This window comes from Olsenella sp. KH3B4 (genome assembly GCA_900111695.1).
GTDB lineage: Bacteria > Actinomycetota > Coriobacteriia > Coriobacteriales > Atopobiaceae > Tractidigestivibacter.
Genome location: FOHD01000002.1, coordinates 206048 through 225780, shown reverse-complemented (window position 1 = coordinate 225780; position 19733 = coordinate 206048). Strand labels below are relative to the sequence as shown.

Genomic DNA, 19733 nt, shown 5'->3' with positions numbered 1-19733 from the left:
GGGGCCAGAGCGATGAGGAGCGAATCTGTCGCCCGATTCGGGCGCCTCTCGTCGATTGTCGAGTTCCGCGGAAGGCTGTCTCGAGGTACCCGCCGCCTTGTCGACGCCATCGTCACGATCGGGCTCCTTGCGATTGCCACGGCCGTAGGCATGGGCTTTGACTCCATGGGGATGGGTGACGCGCCAATTGTTGTGGTCTACGTGCTCTCCGTGCAGTTGGTCGCTCTCTTCACAACAAGTCGTGCCCTCTGCGTGATCTCTACCGCCCTCTCGGTGCTCGCGTTCAACTACTTCTTCACGTCACCGCGACTCTCCCTTGCGGCATGGGGCAGCCAGTATCCCGGAGAGTTCATCGTCATGTGCATTGTCGCCTTTGTTTCGAGTGAAGTATCTGTAGAACTGCGACAAAGGGTTCGAGGAGAGCAGGAGACCTCCAGGCTCCTGAGGGTGCTCCTCGAGACAGACCACATGCTCCAGGGTCTCGAGAGCCCTACGGATGTCCTTGAAGCGACAGGTGCCCAGCTCTCCAAACTCCTCGACCGGGATGTGGTTTGGTATGAGTCTACGGGCGAGAAGGTCGAGCCTCGACGGAGCTTCTCTCCAGGAGGAGAGAGTCCTGCTGGGGGCCTTGATGTCCTCACTGAGCCCTCGGTTGCAATGCGCGCCTTCGAGAATGGTGAGCCTGCGGGAGAGGGCACGCCCCGCTTCTCCTCCGCCTCTGGACTGTACCTGCCCGTGGGGGACGCACATCCACCTGAGGGCGTCATGGGCCTTCTTGTGGGCGACCGACCCCTCGAGTCCAAAGAAAGAGGCGTTGCCTCGGCAGTCGTGGGGGAAGCAACGCTTGCGTTGGGTCGCATCCGAGCACTAAGGGAACGAGAACAAGCTCAAATGAGTGCGGAGAAGGAAAGGCTCCGTGCGAATCTTCTCCGCTCAATCTCGCATGACCTGAGGACGCCCCTGACCTCGATCATCGGTAGCGTCGACATTCTTCTCGACAGGGATGGGTCCCTCGATGACGTGGAGTCCCGTCGTCTCCTCGGGGGCGTGAGGTCCGACGCGACCTGGCTTGGCGAAACCGTGGAGAACCTCCTGGCGATCACCCGCCTAGAGAATGGGGGAATGCGCCTCAGCACCAACCTCGAGCTCATGGACGACGTCATCGAGGAGGCTCTTCGCCACGTGGACCGACGCGTCTCGGAGCATTCGCTCGTCGTTGAGCCATCGGATGGTGACTGCCTGGTAGACGTGGACGCGCGCCTCATGGTGCAGGTGGTGGTGAACCTGGTGAACAACGCGGTGAAGTACACGCCGGCTGGCTCGCACATCACGATTACCTTGCGGAGAGCCGGCAAGTGGGTGGAAACCAGCGTCTCGGACGATGGCCCGGGGATACCACCCGAGGACCGCAGCAAAGTCTTCGATACCTTCTATACTGTGGATCAGGGCCTCGCCGATGGTCACAGGAGCTTTGGTCTCGGGCTTTCGCTCTGCAAGTCCATAGTTGAGGCTCATGGCGGGTCGATTTGGCTTGATTCCGCAACTCCGCATGGGTGCGTGTTCGCCTTCACGCTCCCCGCGCGGGACCTGTCTGGAGGGGAATGCCGGTGACAAGCGCCAACGACCAGCCCAGAATACTCGTGGTCGAGGATGACGCCGCGGTGCGCAACCTCATCGTGACCGCTCTAGACTCATATCGCTTCGCGCACGTAGTTGCAGCTACCGGCCGTGAGGCAATAGCTCGGGCTGCAACAGACAACCCGGACCTGGTCCTCCTCGACCTTGGCCTTCCCGATATCGACGGCGTGGAGGTCGTGCGCTCCATACGTGGTTGGTCCCAGATGCCCATCATCGTCGTGAGCGCCAGAGCGGAGGATGCCGACAAGATCGACGCCCTGGACGCCGGTGCCGATGACTATGTGACAAAGCCCTTCTCGGTGGGGGAGCTTCTCGCCCGGATTCGCAGCACCCTTCGCCGGCTGAGCTACTCGGGAGCGGCCAATGCCGCGGCCACCCCCAGTCCGTCTGTCTTCGAGGACGGAGACCTTCGCATCGACTATGACGCGGGAATCGTGACGCTCGCTGGCAACGAGGTGCATCTTACCCCCATCGAGTACAAGCTCCTCTGCCTCCTCTCGCACAACGTTGGGAAGGTCCTTACCCACGACTACATCCTTCGCGAGGTGTGGGGAGATGGCCAGGGGGGTGACCTTGCCTCGCTTCGGGTGTACATGGGGTCACTTCGCAAGAAGATTGAAGCCGACACCGCCCATCCCCGCTACATCCAGACGCATGTCGGCGTTGGCTATCGCATGGTTGGCATGGGCTAGGGCGAGGGCGCCACGCGCGACGCATAGCCCAGGATGGTTTGGGCCAGGCCCTCGCGCTTGTGGACTGCTCTCACACAATAAGGATTAATAAAGACAGCATTACTAAATATACCTGCGGTTTTAATAGCATCTTTATTGTTGACTCACTAGTTTTTTATGCTACAGGTATGCTGAATCCGGCTGTGCTCCCAAACTAGGCTTCGGGGGGTGCCGCGATGGATAGGCTTTCCTTTGCGTCGACGCCATTGTCGATGCCATGCACGCCGCCCATGGCGGGATGGTGTGCACCTAGTTGAAAGGAGGGCCTTCGTGGAAGCTCCCAAGCAGGTTTCGTCCTCTCCGATTGATGGGATAGCGAAGCTCACGCCTGACAAGGTCTTCTCTGCGATGGGAACGGCTGCGGCTGGTCTCACGTCCGGCGAGGCGGCGAGCCGCCAAGCCCAGTGCGGGAAGAACACCATTCAGGCAACCAAGAAGAAGTCCCAGGTCGTCGTCTTTCTCTCCAACTTCACGCACCTCATGGCCATACTGCTCTGGGTCGCCGGCATCATTGCCTTTGTTGCGGGCATGCCCGAGCTTGGTGTGGCGGTCTGGCTGGTGAACGTCATCAACGGGTGCTTTAGCTACTGGCAGGAGCACCAGGCAGACAAGGCCACCGAAGCGCTCAAGAAGATGCTCCCGTCCTACGTGAACGTCATTCGTGACGGTCACGAGCAGAAGATACTTGCGGAGGACCTCGTTCCCGGTGACGTGATGCTCCTCGAGGAGGGTGACAAGATCTCTGCCGACGGCCGGGTTGTTCGCGCGAGCGACCTGCAGGTAGACCAGTCGACGCTCACAGGCGAGTCAAGCCCCGTACGCAAGACCTCCGATGCGGTGATCGACGAGGACCTCACTGCCTCCGAGACCCCCAACCTCGTGTTCGAGGGCACCTCCGTCTCCGAGGGCAACGGTCGCGTGGTCGTGACGCAGATCGGCATGTCGACCGAGTTTGGCAAGATCGCGAGCCTCACCCAGAACATGGGCGAGAAGCAGAGCCCCCTCCAGAAGCAGCTTGATCACCTTACCAAGCAGATCACCGTCTTTGCCCTGTTCATGGGCATCGTCTTTCTCGTGCTTGACGTGGCGTTCGTTCACAACAGCATCGCTGCGTCCTTCATATTTGCGCTCGGGATGGTGGTTGCCTTCATACCCGAGGGCCTGCTCCCCACGGTCACGCTTTCGCTTGCAATGGCCGTTCAGCGCATGAGCAAGCGCAACGCCCTCGTCAAGTCGCTTTCCTCGGTCGAGGCCCTGGGCTCGACGAGCGTCATCTGCACCGACAAGACGGGCACGCTCACCCAGAACGAGATGACCGTGAACCACCTGTGGACGCCCTCCCGCGAATACGAGGTCACAGGGGTCGGCTATGCGCCCAAGGGGGAGATCCGCGCTGGCGGGCGCAGCTTCTCGGCCGCAGATGACGATGACCTCCGCCTGCTTCTCGTTGGCGGTGCGCTGTGCTCGAATGCGCGCCTGCTTGCGCCCGAGAAGGAGGGCGGACGCTACACGGTGCTTGGTGACCCAACCGAGGCATGCCTGCTCGTCTCCGCGCAGAAGGCGGGCCTTGACCTCTCCGAGGAGGAGCGCCACATTCCGCGTGTGCGCGAGCTGCCCTTCGAGAGCCGTCGCAAGCGCATGTCCACCATTCACCAGCTCGAGCATCCCCTTGACGGGGCTACCCGCGTAGCGTTCGTGAAGGGTGCCCCCAACGAGGTTGTGCGCCTCTCGACGAGGGTTCGCGTGAACGGGGAGGTCGTCGAGATGACCGACTCCCTGCGCAACAGGATCATGCATGCCAACGACGGGTATGCGGAGGATGGCCTGCGCGTTCTCGCGGTTGCCTATCGTCCGATCCATCGTGACGAGAAGGGCGTCCCCACTTCTGTGAGCGAGTACACCCCAGACGTTATCGAACATGACCTGACCTTCGTTGGCCTCGAGGTCATGCAGGATTCCCCGCGTCCCGAGGTTGCCGCTGCAGTCGCCGAGTGCCGTCGCGCTGGCATCCGCGTCATCATGATCACAGGCGACTATGGCTTGACCGCGGTATCCATCGCCAGGAAGATCGGCATCGTCAAGAGCGCCCACCCCAAGGTGTTCTCTGGTCCCGAGCTCGAGAAGACCTCTGACGAGGAGCTACGCAAGGCCCTCAAGGGCGAAGTCGTCTTCTCTCGCATGGCTCCTGAGCAGAAGCTCCGCGTTGTTGAGAACCTCCAGGCAATGGGCGAGGTCGTCGCGGTGACGGGGGACGGCGTCAACGACTCCCCTGCGCTCAAGAAGGCCGACATCGGCGTTGCCATGGGCGTGACGGGTACCGACGTCGCCAAGGAAGCAGCTGACATGATTCTCACGGACGACAACTTCGCCTCCATCGTGAGCGCGGTCGAGGAGGGCAGGGCCGTTTACGCGAACATCAGGAAGTTCATGCTCTACATCCTCAACTCCAACGTGCCTGAGGCTGTCCCCTCTGCGGTCTACCTGTTCTCTGGCGGTGCCGTGCCCCTTCCGCTCACCACGATGCAGATTCTCACCATCGACCTGGGCACCGACATGTTCCCTGCCCTCGGCCTGGGCTCCGAGCCCCCGGAGAAGGACGTCATGAACCGTCCTCCGCGAGACCCCTCCGAGCCCCTGCTCACTGGGAAGGTCATGCGCAAGGCGTTCCTGTGGTACGGCATTCTCGGCGCTATCTCCTCGCTTGGCGCGTTCTTCTTCGCCCAATGGGCGGCGGGCTGGCGTCCTGGCGCCTTGATGTTCGGCGTTGGCACGGACCTCGACCCCACGTACGTGAGGGCCACCACCATGGCGCTCGCCGCCATCGTGTTCTCGCAGATTGGCGAGGTCATGAACTGCCGCACGGAACTTGCATCGGTCTTCTCGGTGGGTCTGTTCTCGAACAGGCAGGTCAATAAGGGAATACTGTTCGAAGTGGCGCTCATCGTGTTCATCACCCTGTTCCCGCCGCTCCAGGACGTCTTCCACACCTGCCCGCTCACCGCATGGGACTACCTCTACCTCGTGCTTCTGCCCCCCGTGGTGATTGCGCTCGAAGAGGCGAGGAAGGCCATGGTTCGCAGGCATGGCCACTATGATCGCAACGGCGTCCGCATGGACACCCAGAGTGAAAGGTAGGACGTCATGAACGTTATCATCGTTGGACTCGGACGCATGGGCATAGGGCTCGCGAGGAAGCTCGATCGCCAGGGGCACAACGTGTGCGCCATCGACCAGAACCCCGAGCGCCTCGAGGAACTCGGCGAGGGATACACCGGCCGCAAGCTCGCGGGCGTTGGCTTCGACCGTGACGTCCTCGCGAAGGCTGGCATCGACCGCGCCGAGGCGGTCATTTCCTGCACCACCTCGGACGAGGCGAACATCGTGATTGCGCGCATCGCCCGCGACTCCTACAGGGTGCCACGCGTCATTGCCCGAATGTACGACGTGACCAAGGCCGAGACGTATCGTAGGCTGGGCATCCAGACCATCTCGACAACCGACTGGGGCGTGCGCAGGGCTTGCGAACTCCTCACCTATCACCAGCAGGACTCCGTCTTCGAGTTGGGTACGGGCGCGGTACAGATCGTGCGTGCCGACGTGCCGTCCCTGCTGGAGAATCGGCCAGTCAAGGAGATTACGGTAGTCGGCGAGATCAAGGTCATCGCGCTTTCTCACAACAACCAGACCTTCATTCCAACGTCTGGGACCCTGTTGGGCCACGGTGACGTGGTGTATGCGGCAGTGGCGAGCAGCTCCCTGGAGAAGTTCGCTCATATTCTGGGCAAGACGGAGTAGGGGGATTTCTCATGCAAATCATCATTGTGGGCGGTGGCAAGACGGGGACCTACCTCGCACCCATCCTCAAGGACGACGGTTCCTCGGTCACGATCATTGAGAATAGAAAGGCGGCTGTCGAGAAGATCCGCGCCGCCCTTCCCGGCCTGGACATCATCTGCGGAAACGGGACGAGTCCTGAGATTCTCGAGAAGTCTGGAATCCTCAACGCCGACGTGGTCATCGCCGCGACGGGAAGTGACGAGGTCAACCTGGTTGTTTCGACTCTTGCGAAGGTCGAGTACCAGGTCCCCCGCGTTGTTGCGCGTGTGAACAACCCCAAGAACGCCTGGATGTTCAACGAGTCAATGGGCGTCGACGTGGGAATCAACCAGGCCGACCTCCTCGCGCGCTCCGTTCAGGAGGGGCTCGACATGGAGGACGTGTTCACGATCATGCGCCTGGGCAAGGACAACCACGCACTCGTGCAGATTGAGATTCGCCCGGGGTCTGGCGCTGCCGGCAAGAGCGTGAGCGAGCTGCAGCTCCCCGACGAGACGGTGATCATCGCTATCGACCGCGCCGGTGACACTATCATCCCCAAGGGGGATACCGGCCTCTGCGAGGGCGACAACATCCTTGCCTTTGCGAGCGAGAAGGCTCGCGGAGCGCTTCGTCGCGCCTTTGCCTAGGTGGTTCCTTGTCACCGAGATGTCTATTGCGGTAAGCCGCCACCCCGGATGCCACGCTCAGGGCATCCGGGGTGGCCTGCTCCTTAGGCTGGCTTCCAACGTCGTTGCCTGCGAGACGCCCCTTGCCCTTCTCTCCTCTCCTCGCTCTCTTCCCCTTCTCCTCCGCTCTTTATCGGTTTCTGCTAAGTCGGCCCAACATTTACCCAGGTAGCGAGAGGCGACATTCACAGATACCGATAAAGAACGAGAACGGAAAGGAGCGGCGATGGACGATTTGCTATTGAGGGAAGGAAGGGGAAAGCGACTGGCAGAAGACGGCGGCGTCCATGGCGGGCACGCTCGAGCCACGGGATGCCGTTGCATCACGCGTGATAATCGCTTTGGCGCCGAGAAGCTCTGCAGTCGCACGTACCATGGCGTCCTCAAGGTCCGGCTCGTCCGATGAGAACGCCGCATCAAGCACCTCGTTTGTGAGCGGCTGTACCTCAACAACCCTGCGGAATGCATCCAAACGCTCTCGTACAAGTGGTTCGTTGTGGTAATGCCGACACAAGATGTAATACGTGTCTTTGAGGCAGCCGGCAGGAACCACGGGGACAACGTCACATTCGATGAGGCCCTCAAGCAAACTAGCTGCCTCGGCGTGGCACGGCCGGCCTGCGCTGAGGTAGTCGAGAACAATGTTTGTATCCAAGACAACCTTAGCCAAAGCGCCTCTCCCTCTCTTCCCCCAGAAGCTCCTTGTCCGAGAGGGATGCGTCCCAGGCGGGTTCATCCGCTGCCGACTCGATGCTTTGCGTGAGGGCCTTGAGCGCTTCTGCACGCCTTCTCCGCTCAGCCGACTCGGCGTCTGCTGGGGCAATCGTCACCCAGGGCTTGTTGTTTCGCAGCACAACCAGTGCTCGGCCAGTCGCATTCACCTCTGTGGCGAGCTCGCTAAAGCGGTTCTTTGCCTCCCGGACCCCAACGGGTGTAAGTGCTGTTGCCATGTCGTCTCCTTAGAATGTGGCTACATTATATAAGAATGTAGCCACATTAGGAAGCAAGTAGCCCGAATAAAGCAACTCGCCGTCCTGCCAGGGAGACAAGCAGGACGGCGAGAAAGACAAGGGCGCCGTTTATGAGGCCTAAGCCCAAACTCTAGTGGTGGAACAGCCTCAGGCCCGTGAAGCACATGGCCATCCCGTAGCGGTCGGCAACCTCGATCACGTTGTCGTCGCGGATGGATCCGCCGGGCTCGGCCACATAGCTCACGCCGGAGCGGTGTGCGCGCTCGATGTTGTCGCCAAAGGGGAAGAACGCGTCGGAGCCAAGTGTCACGCCCGTCTGCTGGGCAAGCCACGCGCGCTTCTCGTCCGCCGTGAGCACCTCGGGCTTCTCGGCAAAGATGCGCTGCCAGGCGCCGTCGGCCAGGACGTCGTCGTGGTCGTCTGAGATGTAGAGGTCGATGGCGTTATCGCGGTCGGGGCGGTGGATGCCGTCAACAAAGCGCAGGCCAAGCACCTTGGGGTGACGACGCAGCCACCAGGTGTCGGCCTTGCTGCCGGCAAGGCGCGTGCAGTGGATGCGACTCTGCTGGCCTGCCCCAACACCAATGGCCTGGCCGTTCTTCACATAGCACACGGAGTTGGACTGCGTGTACTTAAGGGTGATGAGACTCACAATCATGTCAATCTTGGCGGCCTCGGGGATGTCCTTGTTCTTGGTGACCACGTTGGCGAGAAGATCGCGGTCAATCTTCGAGAAGTTATGCCCTTGCTCGAAGGTGATGCCAAAGACGTCCTTGTGCTCGACCGCCGGGCAGACGTAGTTGGGGTCAATCTGGACCACGTTGTACTTGCCATGCTTCTTGGAGCGCAGGATCTCGAGCGCCTCGGGCGTGTAGCCCGGCGCGATGATGCCGTCCGAGACCTCGTGCTTGAGGTAGCGGGCCGTGCGCTCGTCGCAGGTGTCGGAGAGGGCCGCCCAGTCGCCAAAGGAGCTCATGCGGTCCGCGCCGCGCGCGCGAATGTAGGCGCAGGCGATGGGTGTGAGCTCGCCCTCGTCGTCCACGAAGAAGGCCATCTTGTCCTCATCGGAGAGAGGCGTGCCCACGGCCGCGCCAGCTGGCGAGACGTGCTTGAACGACGCTGCTGCGGGCATGCCCGTTGCCTCGCGCAGCTCGCGCACGAGCTGCCAGGAGTTGAGGGCGTCGAGGAAGTTGATGTAGCCCGGCGTGCCCGAGAGCACCGTCACGGGCAGATCTGAGCCGTCCCGCATGAAGATGCGTGCGGGCTTCTGGTTGGGATTGCAGCCGTACTTAAGTTCAAGCGAGTTCATACGTTTCCTTTCTTCTTTGTGCCTTTTGCCTCTTTGCCTGCTGCTCAAACAGCGCTTCGCGAACTCGCCGCAGGCAAAGAGGCAAAAGGCCAGCGGGGGAAGGAAGTCCAGACTTAACGTGGTACGGCTGCAAGACCATCAGCCACGACACGCAAACAAGCCTGATAGAGCTGAAAGCAGAACAGGAGGGTGGAGGCGACGAGGACCGGCGGGCGCACGGCATGTCTTTCCTGCGGCGAGTTCGCGAAGCGCTGCTTGAGCCCGCAGGAAAGACATGCCGTGCCAACCCACCGCCGGTCCTAGTCGCCGAGGTTCTTGTTGAAGATGCGCACCTCGCCATTCACGTTGGTGTAGAGCGAGACCTTGTTTTCGGGGTTGAGCGCCTCCCAGACTTCCTCGGGGCTCCCCATGCCCACGTGAATGGGTTCGCCGGCAAAGCTGGGAAGTGGGTTGCCGTCTCCCTGGTAGGTGCTGATGAAGTAGCCACAGCCGCCATCGGCGCCCTCGTACGAGAAGAACTCGCGTGCGCAGCGCCCGTCTCTTGCGCGCTTGAGGATGGAGAGCTCAAATGAGCCGTTGGGGTGCAGGATCGAGCTGATGCGCGGCGTGTAGTTGGGCTTGTCCGGCTCGTACTCGCGCGCCATGCAGCCGGCGACAAAGTCGCCCTTCTCGACGATTGTGTCGGTCTGGTCGCCGTTGGTCACCACAAGGTCGTTGCCCATGGTGCGAACAGGGTGGTAGATGATCAGGCTGGGGTCTTCGAGAAGCGCAGGGTCATGCGCCTCGGTTCGGATGCCGTCCTCGGTCTTCACAAACACGCGGTTCCGGCTGTTGGAGCTGCGCCCCATGATCCAGTAGTAGACGCAGTTGCTGCCAACCACAATGCCGCGTCCGGGATAGGGGTTGTCGCGCAGCAGCTCGAGCAGATCCTCCATGGGTCCTCTCTTCTCTCGTGCGCACGCGAGTGGACCCGGCCCCAAAAGGCAACAGCGGGCAAGCACCCACTCAGGTGCGCTTGCCCAGACGGTCGGCGGGTTGTGTTCACGCTGCTTCCCCGTGGTGTCCCACGATTATCCGTCAGTAACAGCGCGTTTCCTGTGGCTTCACTGTATCACGCCGAGAGGGGCTGCGTGCCTTGGCATCAAGAATGCGCCGGGTTGCCATATGTGACCGCAGAGGTGATTGTAGGAGCCTTCGCGCCCTGTTCATTTGTGGTTTAGCTGCGACGTCTGCTGTGTGGCGTAACTCTTGGCTTGCTTGGGGCAAGCTACATCAGCTACACCAACGCTGCTTGTGGCGAAAGAACCTGAGGGGGATTGTTTTGGCTGCTCGACCAACCGACAAGAACGACCGTGCGACCATCCGACGCACGCTGCACTACTTCTGGGGAGTCACGCGACAGAAGCTTGGCGCCTTCGTGCTCTCCATCGTGAGCTCGGTAGGCTACATCGCCCTGCTCACCTTTGCGAACACCTACGTGATGGGCCTCATCGTTGACCGCGTGCAGGCCTCGCCCGTCTCGGCAGATCAGGTGCTTCCCGTGTTTGGGCCCTACGTGCTGGCGCTGCTCGTGGTAAACGCCGTGGGGCAGACGCTCTCCAAGCTGCAGGACTACTCGGTCTACAAGCTGGAGATCAACGGCGACTACCAGCTGTCGCGCCTGTGCTTCGACACGCTCTCCAACCAGTCGATGACATTCCACAACAGTCGCTTTGGTGGCAGCCTGGTCAGCCAGACCTCGCGCTTTGTCTCGGGCTACTCCGGCCTGGTGGACGTGGTGACGTACTCGCTGTGGCCAACGCTGGCCTCCATCGTGCTCACGGTGGGGATTCTCGCACCCATAGCCCCGCTCTTCGTGGCTATTCTCGTGGCGATGCTCGTGCTCTACGTGGTTATCGCCTACGGCATGTACCGGCGCATCCTTCCCCTCTCTGCCGAGGCGTCGCGCGCCCAGAACAGGCTCTCCGGCGTGCTCTCCGATGCCGTGACCAACATACTTGCCGTCAAGACCTACGGTCGCGAGGACTACGAGCGCGGGCTCTTCACCACGGCTGACCGAGAGGCCATGGCCGCCGAGAACGTCAACATGCGCGCCACCATGCGACGCGGCTTCACCACGTCGGCGCTCATCACCGCCATCATGTTTGTGGTCTCGATCTTCGTGGTGGGCGGCAACGCGTGGTTTGGGATAAGCGCCGGCACGCTGGTCATGATGTTCACGTACACCTACAACCTCACGATGCGCTTCAACTACTTCAACTCCATGATGCAGCGCATCAACCGCGCGTTTGGCGATGCCGCCGAGATGACGCGCGTGCTGGACGAGCCCACGCTTGTGGCAGACGACGCAGACGCCAAGCCGCTTGCCGTCATCGAGGGGCGCATCGACTTTGAGAACCTGCGTTTCCGCTATCCTGACGCGCCGCAGGACGATTACGTCTTCGAGGACCTCAACCTCCGTATTCCCGCAGGCCAGCGCGTTGGCCTGGTGGGTCGTTCCGGCTCGGGCAAGACCACGCTCACCAAGCTCTTGCTGCGCCTGGACGACGTGCAGGAGGGCCGCGTGTTGGTGGACGGCCAGGACGTGAGCCACTGCACCCAGCAGAGCCTGCGCCGCCAGGTTGCCTACGTCCCGCAGGAGGCGCTTCTCTTCCACCGCTCGATCCGCGAGAACATCGCCTACGGCAAGCCAGACGCAACGGACGAGGAGATCCGCCGAGCCGCCGAGGAGGCAAACGCGCTCGAGTTCATCGAGCGGCTGCCGGACGGCTTTGACACCATGGTGGGCGAGAGGGGCGTCAAGCTCTCGGGAGGCCAGCGCCAGCGCGTGGCAATCGCCCGTGCCATCCTGGTTGACGCGCCCATCTTGGTGCTCGACGAGGCGACCTCCGCGCTTGACTCCGAGTCCGAGGCGCTCGTGCAGGGCGCGCTCGAGAACCTCATGCGGGGTCGCACCTCCATCGTGGTTGCTCACCGGCTGTCCACGGTTGCGTCTCTCGACCGCATTGTGGTGCTGGCACACGGTGAGGTCGTTGAGGACGGCACCCATCACGAGCTGGTCGAGCGTGGCGGAGAGTACGCGAGCCTCTGGAACCGCCAGACCGGTGGCTTCCTGGAGTAGGGAAGGCCTTCTCGGCAACGAGCGTCCCGGCTTCGCAACTCATGCAGCGAAGCCGGGGCGTATTGCTTCGCCTCTCGCGCATGAATTAAATGATGAAAAATGTAATCCGTGACACTTTTCTACAGATAAAAATGTCACAGATTACATTTTTTGCAACTTATGTGGTAGTCTGCTATCGGGAAACCAAGATGGGAGGCTTGATATGAAACGTAACGCGATGAGCGCTCTCATGGGATGGAAGTCCCGCAGCTCTCGCAAACCACTCCTGGTCTATGGCGCCCGCCAGGTTGGCAAGAGCTACCTCATCAAAGAGTTTGCCAAGGCAGAGTTTGACGACTACGTTTTTCTCGACCTTGAGCGGCAGGCTGTCGCGCGTGAGGTTTTTGATGGCGACTTGGATCCCAACCGGGTGATTTCCAATATCGAACAGGTTACTAACCATCGAATCGATCCCCATCGCACCCTCATCTTTTTTGACGAGATTCAGGCGGCGCCGCGCGCGCTTGCCGCGCTCAAGTACATCTGCGAGGAGCTTCCGGACTCCTATGTGGTTGCTGCGGGGAGCCTCTTGGGCGTTGCTGTGAACCGCATTGGGTTCTCAGCGCCCGTGGGCAAGGTGGAGACGCTCACGCTTCTGCCCATGACCTTTGACGAGTGGCTTGAGGCTACAGGTCACGGGCAGATGATCAAGGGCATTTCGGAAGCGTATGCACGCAAGGCCCCATACCCCCTTCATGAGCAGGCTCTCGATTTCTACAGGACATACGTGTTGACCGGCGGGATGCCCGAGGCGGTCGCCTCATATGCCGAGCACGGGGACTTTGCAGATGTCTCGCGCATTCAGCGCGACATCTTAGATCTCTATGTTGCGGACATGGCAAAGTATGCCGAACCAATTGAGACGGCTCGCATTCGTGAAGCATGGCTGAGCGTCCCCGCGCAGCTTGCGAAGGAGAATCACAAGTTCCAATACAAGGTAGTGCGGTCGGGCGGGAGAGCGAGCCAGTATTCCGTGGCGCTTGATTGGCTCGAGACTGCTGGACTTGTGAACCGTTGCGTTCGGATTTCGTCGGGCCAGGTGCCTCTAAAGATGCAGGAAGACCGCTCGTCGTTCAAAATCTATCTTGCAGATACGGGGCTTCTCTCCGCGATGATGGAGATTCCGCCAGCGGTGATGTTTGACGCGGCCGCCCGCAAGTTTCTTGATGCTGGCGCGCTTACCGAGAACTACGTGGCGCAGAACCTTGTTGCTGGTGGCTTTGTGCCTCGCTACTGGACGAGCGGGAGAACCGCCGAGGTCGATTTTGTCATCGAAGATGGTGGCGCACAAGCCGTGCCCGTAGAGGTTAAGTCGTCTGACAACGTCCGCTCGCGCAGCCTCTCTGTCTATCGCGAGAAATACGAGCCCGTACGAACGCTGCGCTTGTCAACTCGAAACTTTGGGATGAGCGATGGTATCGAGAGTATTCCGCTCTACGCCGCGTTCTGCCTGAAGAAAGGCGGAGCCAACTAGCCTCTCAAAATGATGCCTCGGTGCCGCCGCTCCAGCTGTGCCAGCTTCGGATTTCTGGGCGTATCGCCTTCCGCCTGCGTACTAAATTTGAACATATTTCAAAAAATGGAATCATCTCAATAAGCTTGGAGGATGATACTCTCTGTTCTATCAAGACCCCGGGCCCTGCGTTTCCGCATAGGTAGGGGTTGCCCCGAGAGCGGTTATCCGCAGGAGAAGGAGAGGCTCATGCCCGCGTTCACGTCAATCAAGGCCAAGGCTATCGGCATCGCCGTCGACCAGGGTGTCAACATGCTCTACGACGACTTTGATGGCAACCTGCCAAAGGTCGAGTCTCTCATCAACAAGTTTGCCGGCTCCGGCGACTCCATCAACGATGCCCAGCTCAGGCTCTTCAACATGGTCATGGGCTACATGAAGGACCCCACCAACAACTGGCGCCGTCTCGTCGACAACATCATCAACAACGTCGACAAGGACGTCGTCAAGACCTTCGTGCACAACTTCTTCGTGAACTCCGTGACCATTGGCGGCGCACGCCAGCGCGAGGTTAACGACACCGAGGGCTGCAACTGCCCATGGGCCATCCTCATGGACCCCACCACCCGCTGCAACCTGCACTGCAACGGCTGCTGGGCGGCCAACTACACCAACGCCAACCACAAGGACCTCACCTTCGAGGAGCTTGACTCCATCATCACCCAGGGCAAGGACCTGGGCACCTACATCTACCTCTTCACCGGCGGCGAGCCCATGGTGCGCAAGCACGACCTCATGCGCCTGTGCGAGAAGCACCCTGACTGCTTCTTCTCGGCGTTCACCAATGGCACGCTTGTGGACGAGGCCTTTGCCGACGACATGCTGCGCGTGAAGAACTTCATGCCCGCCTTCTCCATCGAGGGGTTTGAGGAGGCCACGGATTCTCGCCGCGGCAAGGGCACTTTTGCGCGCGTCACGCATGCCATGGACATCCTGCGCGAGCGCAAGCTGCCGTTTGGCGCATCGATGTGCTACACCAGCGCCAACTACGACTCCATCACCAGCGACGAGTACATTCAGTTCCTTGTCGACAAGGGCGTTCTCTTTGCATGGATCTTCACGTACATGCCCGTTGGCCTGGGCGCTCCCGTCGAGCTTCTTGCCACCGCCGAGCAGCGCGCCGGCATGTACGACAAGGTCCGCAAGAACTGGCGCAACAACGTGCCCATCTTCTTCGCCGACTTCTGGAACGACGGTGAGTACACGGGTGGCTGCATCGCTGGCGCCCGCCGCTACATGCACATCAACGCCGCCGGCGACGTGGAGCCCTGCGCGTTCATTCACTACTCTGACTCCAACATTCGCGAGAAGAGCCTGCTCGAGTGCTACAAGAGCCCGCTCTTCAAGAGCTACCAGGCGCACCAGCCGTTCAACTCCAACATGCTGAGGCCGTGCCCGCTGCTGGACAACCCTGGCAAGCTCTCCGAGATGGTGCATGAGACCGGTGCCAAGTCCACGGACTACGTGCACCCCGAGGACGTGGACGAGCTCGAGAGCAAGACAAAGGCAGCAGCTGCCGCCTGGGCCGAGAAGTCCGCGCCCATCTGGTCTGCTAGCCCCAAGGGCAGGTTGTCCGACCGTCTCGCCAAGGAGACCGGCGACCCCAACGCCTGGGTTAAGTACTAACTGGTCGCGGGCGACGCCGGGCAGGCGGTGGCAGGTGGGGCGGTCCCGCGCACGTCCTTCTCGCAGTTTTCGAGCGGTTAGGGCGGCCTAACCGCTCGTTTTTTGTCCGGCGTTCGTGGCCCGCATTCTTTGCCGTACGTAATACGTCGCGAGCGTTCGCCGGTTAGCCTTGCTTAAACGTCGAATGCCTGCGGCAAAACTCCGATGCCGCCGAATTACGACGTTTAAGCCATCCTAAACGTTCGAAATCCGCGGCTTGCCGCGACTGCTTGTGAAGAGCTTCTCGCACGCGAAGGTGCGCGAGGCGGTAAGATATGGCCTGCTTGAAAATGGCCGCAGTAGCCCAAACGGACCGGTCGCCTTGGTGGCGGCCCAGGCTGCCAGCGGCCCTCCCGAAAGGAAGATGCATGATTCGCGAGCTCTGCAAGGACGACGCCATTCTCTCCAAGAAGTGCCAGCGCGCCACGCCCGAGGACGCACCCCTGGCGCAGGACCTCATTGACACCCTTCGCTCCGTCGATGACGGGGCCTGCCTGGCGGCCAACCAGATTGGCGAGACCAAGGCCGTGGTGGTCTACCTTGACGACAAGGGTGAGGCTCACGTGCTCTACAACCCCCGCATCATGATGGGGCTCAACGCCACGCGCACGGTCGAGGGGTGCCTCTCGCACGACGAGCCCTCCAAGGTCACCCGCTACGGCAAGGTCAAGGTCTCCTACGACGAGCTGGTTGACGGCAAGTTTGTGCCGCGCCGCCGCGACCTCGCCGGCTGGGAGGCCCAGATGGTGCAGCACATGGTGGATCACTGCAACGGCAAGCTTGTCTAGGGGGCAGCTGTGGCGGACGAGAAGAACGTCATCGACCTCGAGCAGCCTGCGGGCACGCTCTTTGCGCAGTACCCGGACCTTCCCGGCCTTCTCGCCGAGATGGGCATCGAGGATGTGGATGCCGAGAAGACCCTGCCTCAGGTTGCAGCAGACCTAGGTGTCGAGACGAGCGTGATTGCCTTTGCACTCGAGGCTTCTGGCTACGATGTGCAGGGCCTCAAGGCCACAGACGATGGTTACAAGAGCCCCCTCAACGACGTGATGAGCGTGCTGTTCGACAACTCCTTCCACGGCGAGCCGCTTCCGGACACGTCGTCCTCCGGGCCCATGCTGGCGCACATGGAGATGGCTATCCGTCGCGCGCAGGACGAGGGCAAGCTTCCCAAGTGAGACAAAGGGACAGTCCCTTTGTCTCATTCACGGCGCCGAGCAGTGATTTTCGCAATCGCGTCGACTCTTTTTCTCGGCTTCGGAGCAAAACGGGCGCCGATAGGCCTCTTTTCGACAGGATTCACTCAATAGCGAGCCCTCCGGCGCCAAATTGGCACCCGAGGGCTGATTTCATTCAAGGACGAGACAAAGGGAACCCCCCTTTGTCTTACTGCTTGAAGAGCGCGGCGAGACGACCGAAGAACGACTGGTCCTGCTGCTCGTCGTCGGACACCTGCTGCGACTGGTCGTCGGAGCTGCTGCTAGTGTCGTCGGCGCTCTTCACGCCGTCCACCACGTAGACAAACTGCACCTCGCGTACGTTGGTATTGCTGGGGTCGACAAAGGAGTGCAGCTGGTAGCTGCGGCCAAGCTTCTCGTCGATGGTGTCCTGTAGCTCGTCCAGGACCTTCTCGTCCATGCCATCGACGGACTCCTGCAGCTCGTCGAGGCCGTCGGAGAGGGTGTGGCTGCCGTCGGCTGCCTGGGAGGTGCCGCTTGCAAGCGTGCCCAGGCCATCATCCAGCTGGTGCGCGCCGGACGCAAGCGCCTTGGCGCCGGCGTCGAGCTTGGTGGAGCCGCTGCTCAGCGTGTCGATGCCATCCGCAAGCCGCTTGGCGCCGTCCTTTGCCGAGGAGGTCCCAGCGGAAAGCGTGCCCAGGCCGTCATCCAACTGGTGCGCGCCGGAGGCCAGACTCTTGGCGCCGCTATCCAGCTTGGTGGAGCCGCTGCTCAGCGTGTCGAGACCTGCCGAGAGGCGCTTTGCGCCGTCCTTCGCGGAGGCAGTGCCATCCGCAAGCGTGCCAAGTCCGCTGTCGAGGCTCGACGCGCCGGATGCAAGGGCATCCACGCCACCCTTGAGCTCGCCGCCCGCTTGGAGCGATCCGGCAAGCGTGCCGACACCGGCAGACACCTGGTGCGCACCATCGTTGAGCGTCTTCAGGCTCGTGAGGTCGACGGCCGCCAGCTGCTGCTGCGCGCCGCTCACCATCCCCTGGGAGCTCTTGACCAGCTCGTTAGACTGCGTGACTACGGTCTGCGACTGCGCGAGCATCCCCTGGATGCCCGTGCCGGCGGTGGCGCTTCCCTCAAGCGAGGAGAGCGTGCCGCTCAGCGCCTGCGCGTCGGTCTGGAGCTGCGTTGCGGTGGAGCTCATACCCTGCAGCCCCTGCGCCAGCGTCTGAATGGTGGACACTGCGGAAGAGGCGTCGGTTGCGGCACTGCCGGCGGTTCCGGCGGCAGCGGTGCTCTCGCCGGCCGCGCTCTTGGCGGAGGCCATGGCGCTTTCGACGGCGGCCTTCTGCTCCGCCGTGAGCGTGGCGTCCTGGTCGAGCGTGGCAAGCGTGTTGTATGCGTTGGTTGCGTCGGTCGCCGCCTGGGACGCCTGGCCCTGGGCCGCCGTGGCCTTGCCGGCAGCCGTTCCGGCGCTCGTTCCCGCAGAGCTCAGCGCCGCCCCCATGCCCGAGGTGGCCTGCGAGAGCGCCTCGAGATCTGCCTTCACGGCCTCTGCCTGCGAGACGGCCGTCTGGCCCTTCTCGCCCATGCTCTGCGCAGAGGCCTCAATGGCGGCAAGTTCCTGCTGTATGCCGTCGACGGACTGCTTTGCGGTGTTGAGCTGGGCGTTCATGCCCGCAAGCTGCTGCGGCAGCGTGCTCGAGAGGGTGTCGTAGAGCTGTTGCGTGCCGTCCGCCACCTGCGACGCACCGGACTTCAGCGCGGTGAGCGAGCCATCCTTCGCCTCCAACGCTGCCTTGAGCTGCGCTGCGCCGCCCGCAAGCTGAGAAGACCCGGCCTTTGCGCTCTGCGCGCCGGCATCCAGGCGGCCAATTCCGCCCGAGAGCTCCGTGGCGCCCGAGGAGAGCTGCGCCGTGCCGCTCACGGCCTGCGCCGTGCCGGCGGACAGCTGGTCCGCACCATCGGCCACCTGCGAGGAGCCTGCCTTTGCGCTCTGCGCGCCGGCGTCTAGCTGCGCAGCCCCGCTCTCAAGCTGGTGCCCGCCGGAAGAGAGCTGCGCCGTGCCGCTCACGGCCTCGCCCGTGCCCGCGGCAAGCTGGTCTGCACCGCTCGCCAGCTCGCCAGAGCCGCTTTGGGCGCTATCCGCGCCGGCGTCGATGAGGTCGAGTGCGTCTGCCAGCTCATGTCCGCCGGAGGCCAGCTGGTCAACGCCATCCGTGAGCCTTGAGGTTGCGTCCGTGAGCTGAGAGGTGTCTGTGTCGCGTACGTTGAGGTCCACCGAGATGGGCATGGCGCTTATCTGCCAGCCGGAGTAGGTGAAGTCCTTGGCCTCGCCCGTGATGTGCCAGTCGCCGTTGGTGCCGGGGAGCAGCAGGTAGGTGACGAGGGTGTTGTCGCCCGCCACGGCAACGGTGCCGTCGTCGGAGTCATCAAGGTGGAAGTTGTCGTTGGGGAAGGTGCCCTGCGCCTGCAGCATGAAGCTCTTGGCAAAGTCCGAGGTAGACGAGTCATCGTCCATGCCCATCACCTTGAGCCCGATGTCAAGCTTGCCGCTCTTGCCCGAGAGCTCATCTGGCGAGACAACCTTGCCATCCAGGCGGTAGGTCACCTCGACGTCCCAGGGTAGCTGCGTCGAGGCATCAAGGTTGCCCTGGTAGTAGACGGGTTCGCCGGCCGTGGTGGTGAGCGTCACCGAGCCGTTGGTGTTGGTGAGCTCCTCGGAGGTCGAGAGGTTTTGGACCTTGGTATAGGTGCCGGGGTCGGTCACGGTCTCCTGCGTGGGGGCGTCAAAGTCATTCACCACGTAGACGCCGCTCTTCTTGCCCGTGGCGTCGGTTCTCGCGTAGACGACCTCGGTCTTTGCGCTCTGGGACTCGCCTGCCTGCGCGTTGGAATCCGGTTCGGTGGACTGTCCGTTCACCTCGTCTGCCAGCGCCTTTGTGGCGCCAAACGGCACGCACATCGTAACGCCCATGAGCGTGCCCATGGTCCCAACGAACGCCCTGCGTCCAAGCGAGGGGGCGCCCTTCTCGGCAACGCTCTTCTTCTTGTTCCTGGTGGTCATTGCTG

At 61.9% G+C, this 19733-nt stretch carries 15 protein-coding genes and 1 riboswitch; of the genes, 10 read left to right on the top strand and 5 right to left on the bottom strand.

Going from position 1 to position 19733, the window contains the following annotated elements; all coding sequences use genetic code 11:
* Positions 1 to 12 precede the first annotated feature (12 nt).
* The 5 genes from BMX94_RS02925 (at position 13) to BMX94_RS02905 (ending at position 6835) form a co-directional block, all read left to right on the top strand.
* Positions 13 to 1611 carry an ATP-binding protein gene (locus BMX94_RS02925; protein WP_091003252.1) on the top strand — a complete coding sequence of 533 codons (1599 nt, stop codon included), beginning with the start codon at positions 13 to 15 and terminating at the stop codon, positions 1609 to 1611.
* A complete protein-coding gene (locus BMX94_RS02920) occupies positions 1602 to 2330 on the top strand; it encodes a response regulator (RefSeq protein WP_091003249.1) in 729 nt (242 codons plus the stop codon). The genes BMX94_RS02925 and BMX94_RS02920 overlap by 10 nt, the downstream gene beginning before the upstream one ends.
* 309 nt (positions 2331 to 2639) lie before the next feature.
* Positions 2640 to 5504 (top strand): cation-translocating P-type ATPase, encoded by a 2865-nt coding sequence (locus tag BMX94_RS02915; protein WP_218138450.1) that lies wholly within the window; start codon positions 2640 to 2642, stop codon positions 5502 to 5504.
* A 6-nt stretch (positions 5505 to 5510) separates the two neighbouring features.
* Positions 5511 to 6164 (top strand): potassium channel family protein, encoded by a 654-nt coding sequence (locus BMX94_RS02910; RefSeq protein WP_091003246.1) that lies wholly within the window; start codon positions 5511 to 5513, stop codon positions 6162 to 6164.
* 11 nt (positions 6165 to 6175) lie between these two features.
* Positions 6176 to 6835, top strand: coding sequence for a potassium channel family protein (locus BMX94_RS02905; RefSeq protein ID WP_091003244.1), 660 nt, complete (start codon positions 6176 to 6178; stop codon positions 6833 to 6835).
* Positions 6836 to 7112: 277 nt separating this feature from the next.
* On the opposite strand, the gene BMX94_RS02900 is transcribed toward BMX94_RS02905, so the two are convergent.
* From BMX94_RS02900 to BMX94_RS02885, 4 genes are all read right to left on the bottom strand, one after another.
* Positions 7113 to 7544, bottom strand: a complete 432-nt coding sequence (locus tag BMX94_RS02900; protein ID WP_177171303.1) for a type II toxin-antitoxin system VapC family toxin — start codon at positions 7542 to 7544, stop codon at positions 7113 to 7115.
* Positions 7537 to 7824, bottom strand: coding sequence for a type II toxin-antitoxin system Phd/YefM family antitoxin (locus BMX94_RS02895; protein WP_091003236.1), 288 nt, complete (start codon positions 7822 to 7824; stop codon positions 7537 to 7539). The genes BMX94_RS02900 and BMX94_RS02895 overlap by 8 nt, the downstream gene beginning before the upstream one ends.
* A gap of 151 nt (positions 7825 to 7975) precedes the next feature.
* On the bottom strand, positions 7976 to 9154 hold the full coding sequence (locus BMX94_RS02890; RefSeq protein WP_091003233.1) for a phosphoribosylaminoimidazolecarboxamide formyltransferase: 1179 nt from the start codon (positions 9152 to 9154) through the stop codon (positions 7976 to 7978).
* A gap of 299 nt (positions 9155 to 9453) precedes the next feature.
* Positions 9454 to 10089, bottom strand: a complete 636-nt coding sequence (locus tag BMX94_RS02885) for an IMP cyclohydrolase (protein ID WP_091003231.1) — start codon at positions 10087 to 10089, stop codon at positions 9454 to 9456.
* 75 nt (positions 10090 to 10164) lie between these two features.
* Positions 10165 to 10249: riboswitch (ZMP/ZTP riboswitch) on the bottom strand.
* A gap of 226 nt (positions 10250 to 10475) precedes the next feature.
* Between BMX94_RS02885 and BMX94_RS02880 the strand changes: the two genes are divergently transcribed.
* The 5 genes from BMX94_RS02880 to BMX94_RS02860 all read left to right on the top strand — a co-directional run bounded on the left by BMX94_RS02880 (position 10476) and on the right by BMX94_RS02860 (position 16670).
* On the top strand, positions 10476 to 12275 hold the full coding sequence (locus BMX94_RS02880; RefSeq protein ID WP_091003228.1) for an ABC transporter ATP-binding protein: 1800 nt from the start codon (positions 10476 to 10478) through the stop codon (positions 12273 to 12275).
* Between the two features lie 202 nt (positions 12276 to 12477).
* Positions 12478 to 13788, top strand: a complete 1311-nt coding sequence (locus BMX94_RS02875; protein WP_091003226.1) for an ATP-binding protein — start codon at positions 12478 to 12480, stop codon at positions 13786 to 13788.
* A 228-nt stretch (positions 13789 to 14016) separates the two neighbouring features.
* Positions 14017 to 15453 carry a radical SAM/SPASM domain-containing protein gene (locus BMX94_RS02870; RefSeq protein WP_218138449.1) on the top strand — a complete coding sequence of 479 codons (1437 nt, stop codon included), beginning with the start codon at positions 14017 to 14019 and terminating at the stop codon, positions 15451 to 15453.
* A gap of 407 nt (positions 15454 to 15860) precedes the next feature.
* Positions 15861 to 16280 carry a peptide deformylase gene (locus BMX94_RS02865; RefSeq protein WP_091003221.1) on the top strand — a complete coding sequence of 140 codons (420 nt, stop codon included), beginning with the start codon at positions 15861 to 15863 and terminating at the stop codon, positions 16278 to 16280.
* 9 nt (positions 16281 to 16289) lie between these two features.
* Complete coding sequence (locus tag BMX94_RS02860) at positions 16290 to 16670, top strand: hypothetical protein (RefSeq protein WP_091003218.1); 381 nt, start codon at positions 16290 to 16292, stop codon at positions 16668 to 16670.
* Positions 16671 to 16878: 208 nt separating this feature from the next.
* Here BMX94_RS02860 and BMX94_RS02855 read toward each other — a convergent pair whose 3' ends face one another.
* Positions 16879 to 19728, bottom strand: a complete 2850-nt coding sequence (locus tag BMX94_RS02855) for a YhgE/Pip domain-containing protein (RefSeq protein ID WP_091003216.1) — start codon at positions 19726 to 19728, stop codon at positions 16879 to 16881.
* Positions 19729 to 19733: the final 5 nt, after the last annotated feature.

Excerpts from the sequence above, each read along its gene's own strand:
- BMX94_RS02925 (WP_091003252.1), top strand. The coding sequence starts at position 13 with ATGAGGAGCGAATCTGTCGCCCGATTCGGGCGCCTCTCGTCGATTGTC.
- BMX94_RS02920 (WP_091003249.1), top strand. The coding sequence starts at position 1,602 with ATGCCGGTGACAAGCGCCAACGACCAGCCCAGAATACTCGTGGTCGAG.
- BMX94_RS02910 (WP_091003246.1), top strand. The coding sequence starts at position 5,511 with ATGAACGTTATCATCGTTGGACTCGGACGCATGGGCATAGGGCTCGCG.
- BMX94_RS02905 (WP_091003244.1), top strand. The coding sequence starts at position 6,176 with ATGCAAATCATCATTGTGGGCGGTGGCAAGACGGGGACCTACCTCGCA.
- BMX94_RS02895 (WP_091003236.1), bottom strand. The coding sequence starts at position 7,824 with ATGGCAACAGCACTTACACCCGTTGGGGTCCGGGAGGCAAAGAACCGC.
- BMX94_RS02890 (WP_091003233.1), bottom strand. The coding sequence starts at position 9,154 with ATGAACTCGCTTGAACTTAAGTACGGCTGCAATCCCAACCAGAAGCCC.
- BMX94_RS02885 (WP_091003231.1), bottom strand. The coding sequence starts at position 10,089 with ATGGAGGATCTGCTCGAGCTGCTGCGCGACAACCCCTATCCCGGACGC.
- BMX94_RS02875 (WP_091003226.1), top strand. The coding sequence starts at position 12,478 with ATGAAACGTAACGCGATGAGCGCTCTCATGGGATGGAAGTCCCGCAGC.
- BMX94_RS02870 (WP_218138449.1), top strand. The coding sequence starts at position 14,017 with ATGCCCGCGTTCACGTCAATCAAGGCCAAGGCTATCGGCATCGCCGTC.
- BMX94_RS02865 (WP_091003221.1), top strand. The coding sequence starts at position 15,861 with ATGATTCGCGAGCTCTGCAAGGACGACGCCATTCTCTCCAAGAAGTGC.
- BMX94_RS02855 (WP_091003216.1), bottom strand. The coding sequence starts at position 19,728 with ATGACCACCAGGAACAAGAAGAAGAGCGTTGCCGAGAAGGGCGCCCCC.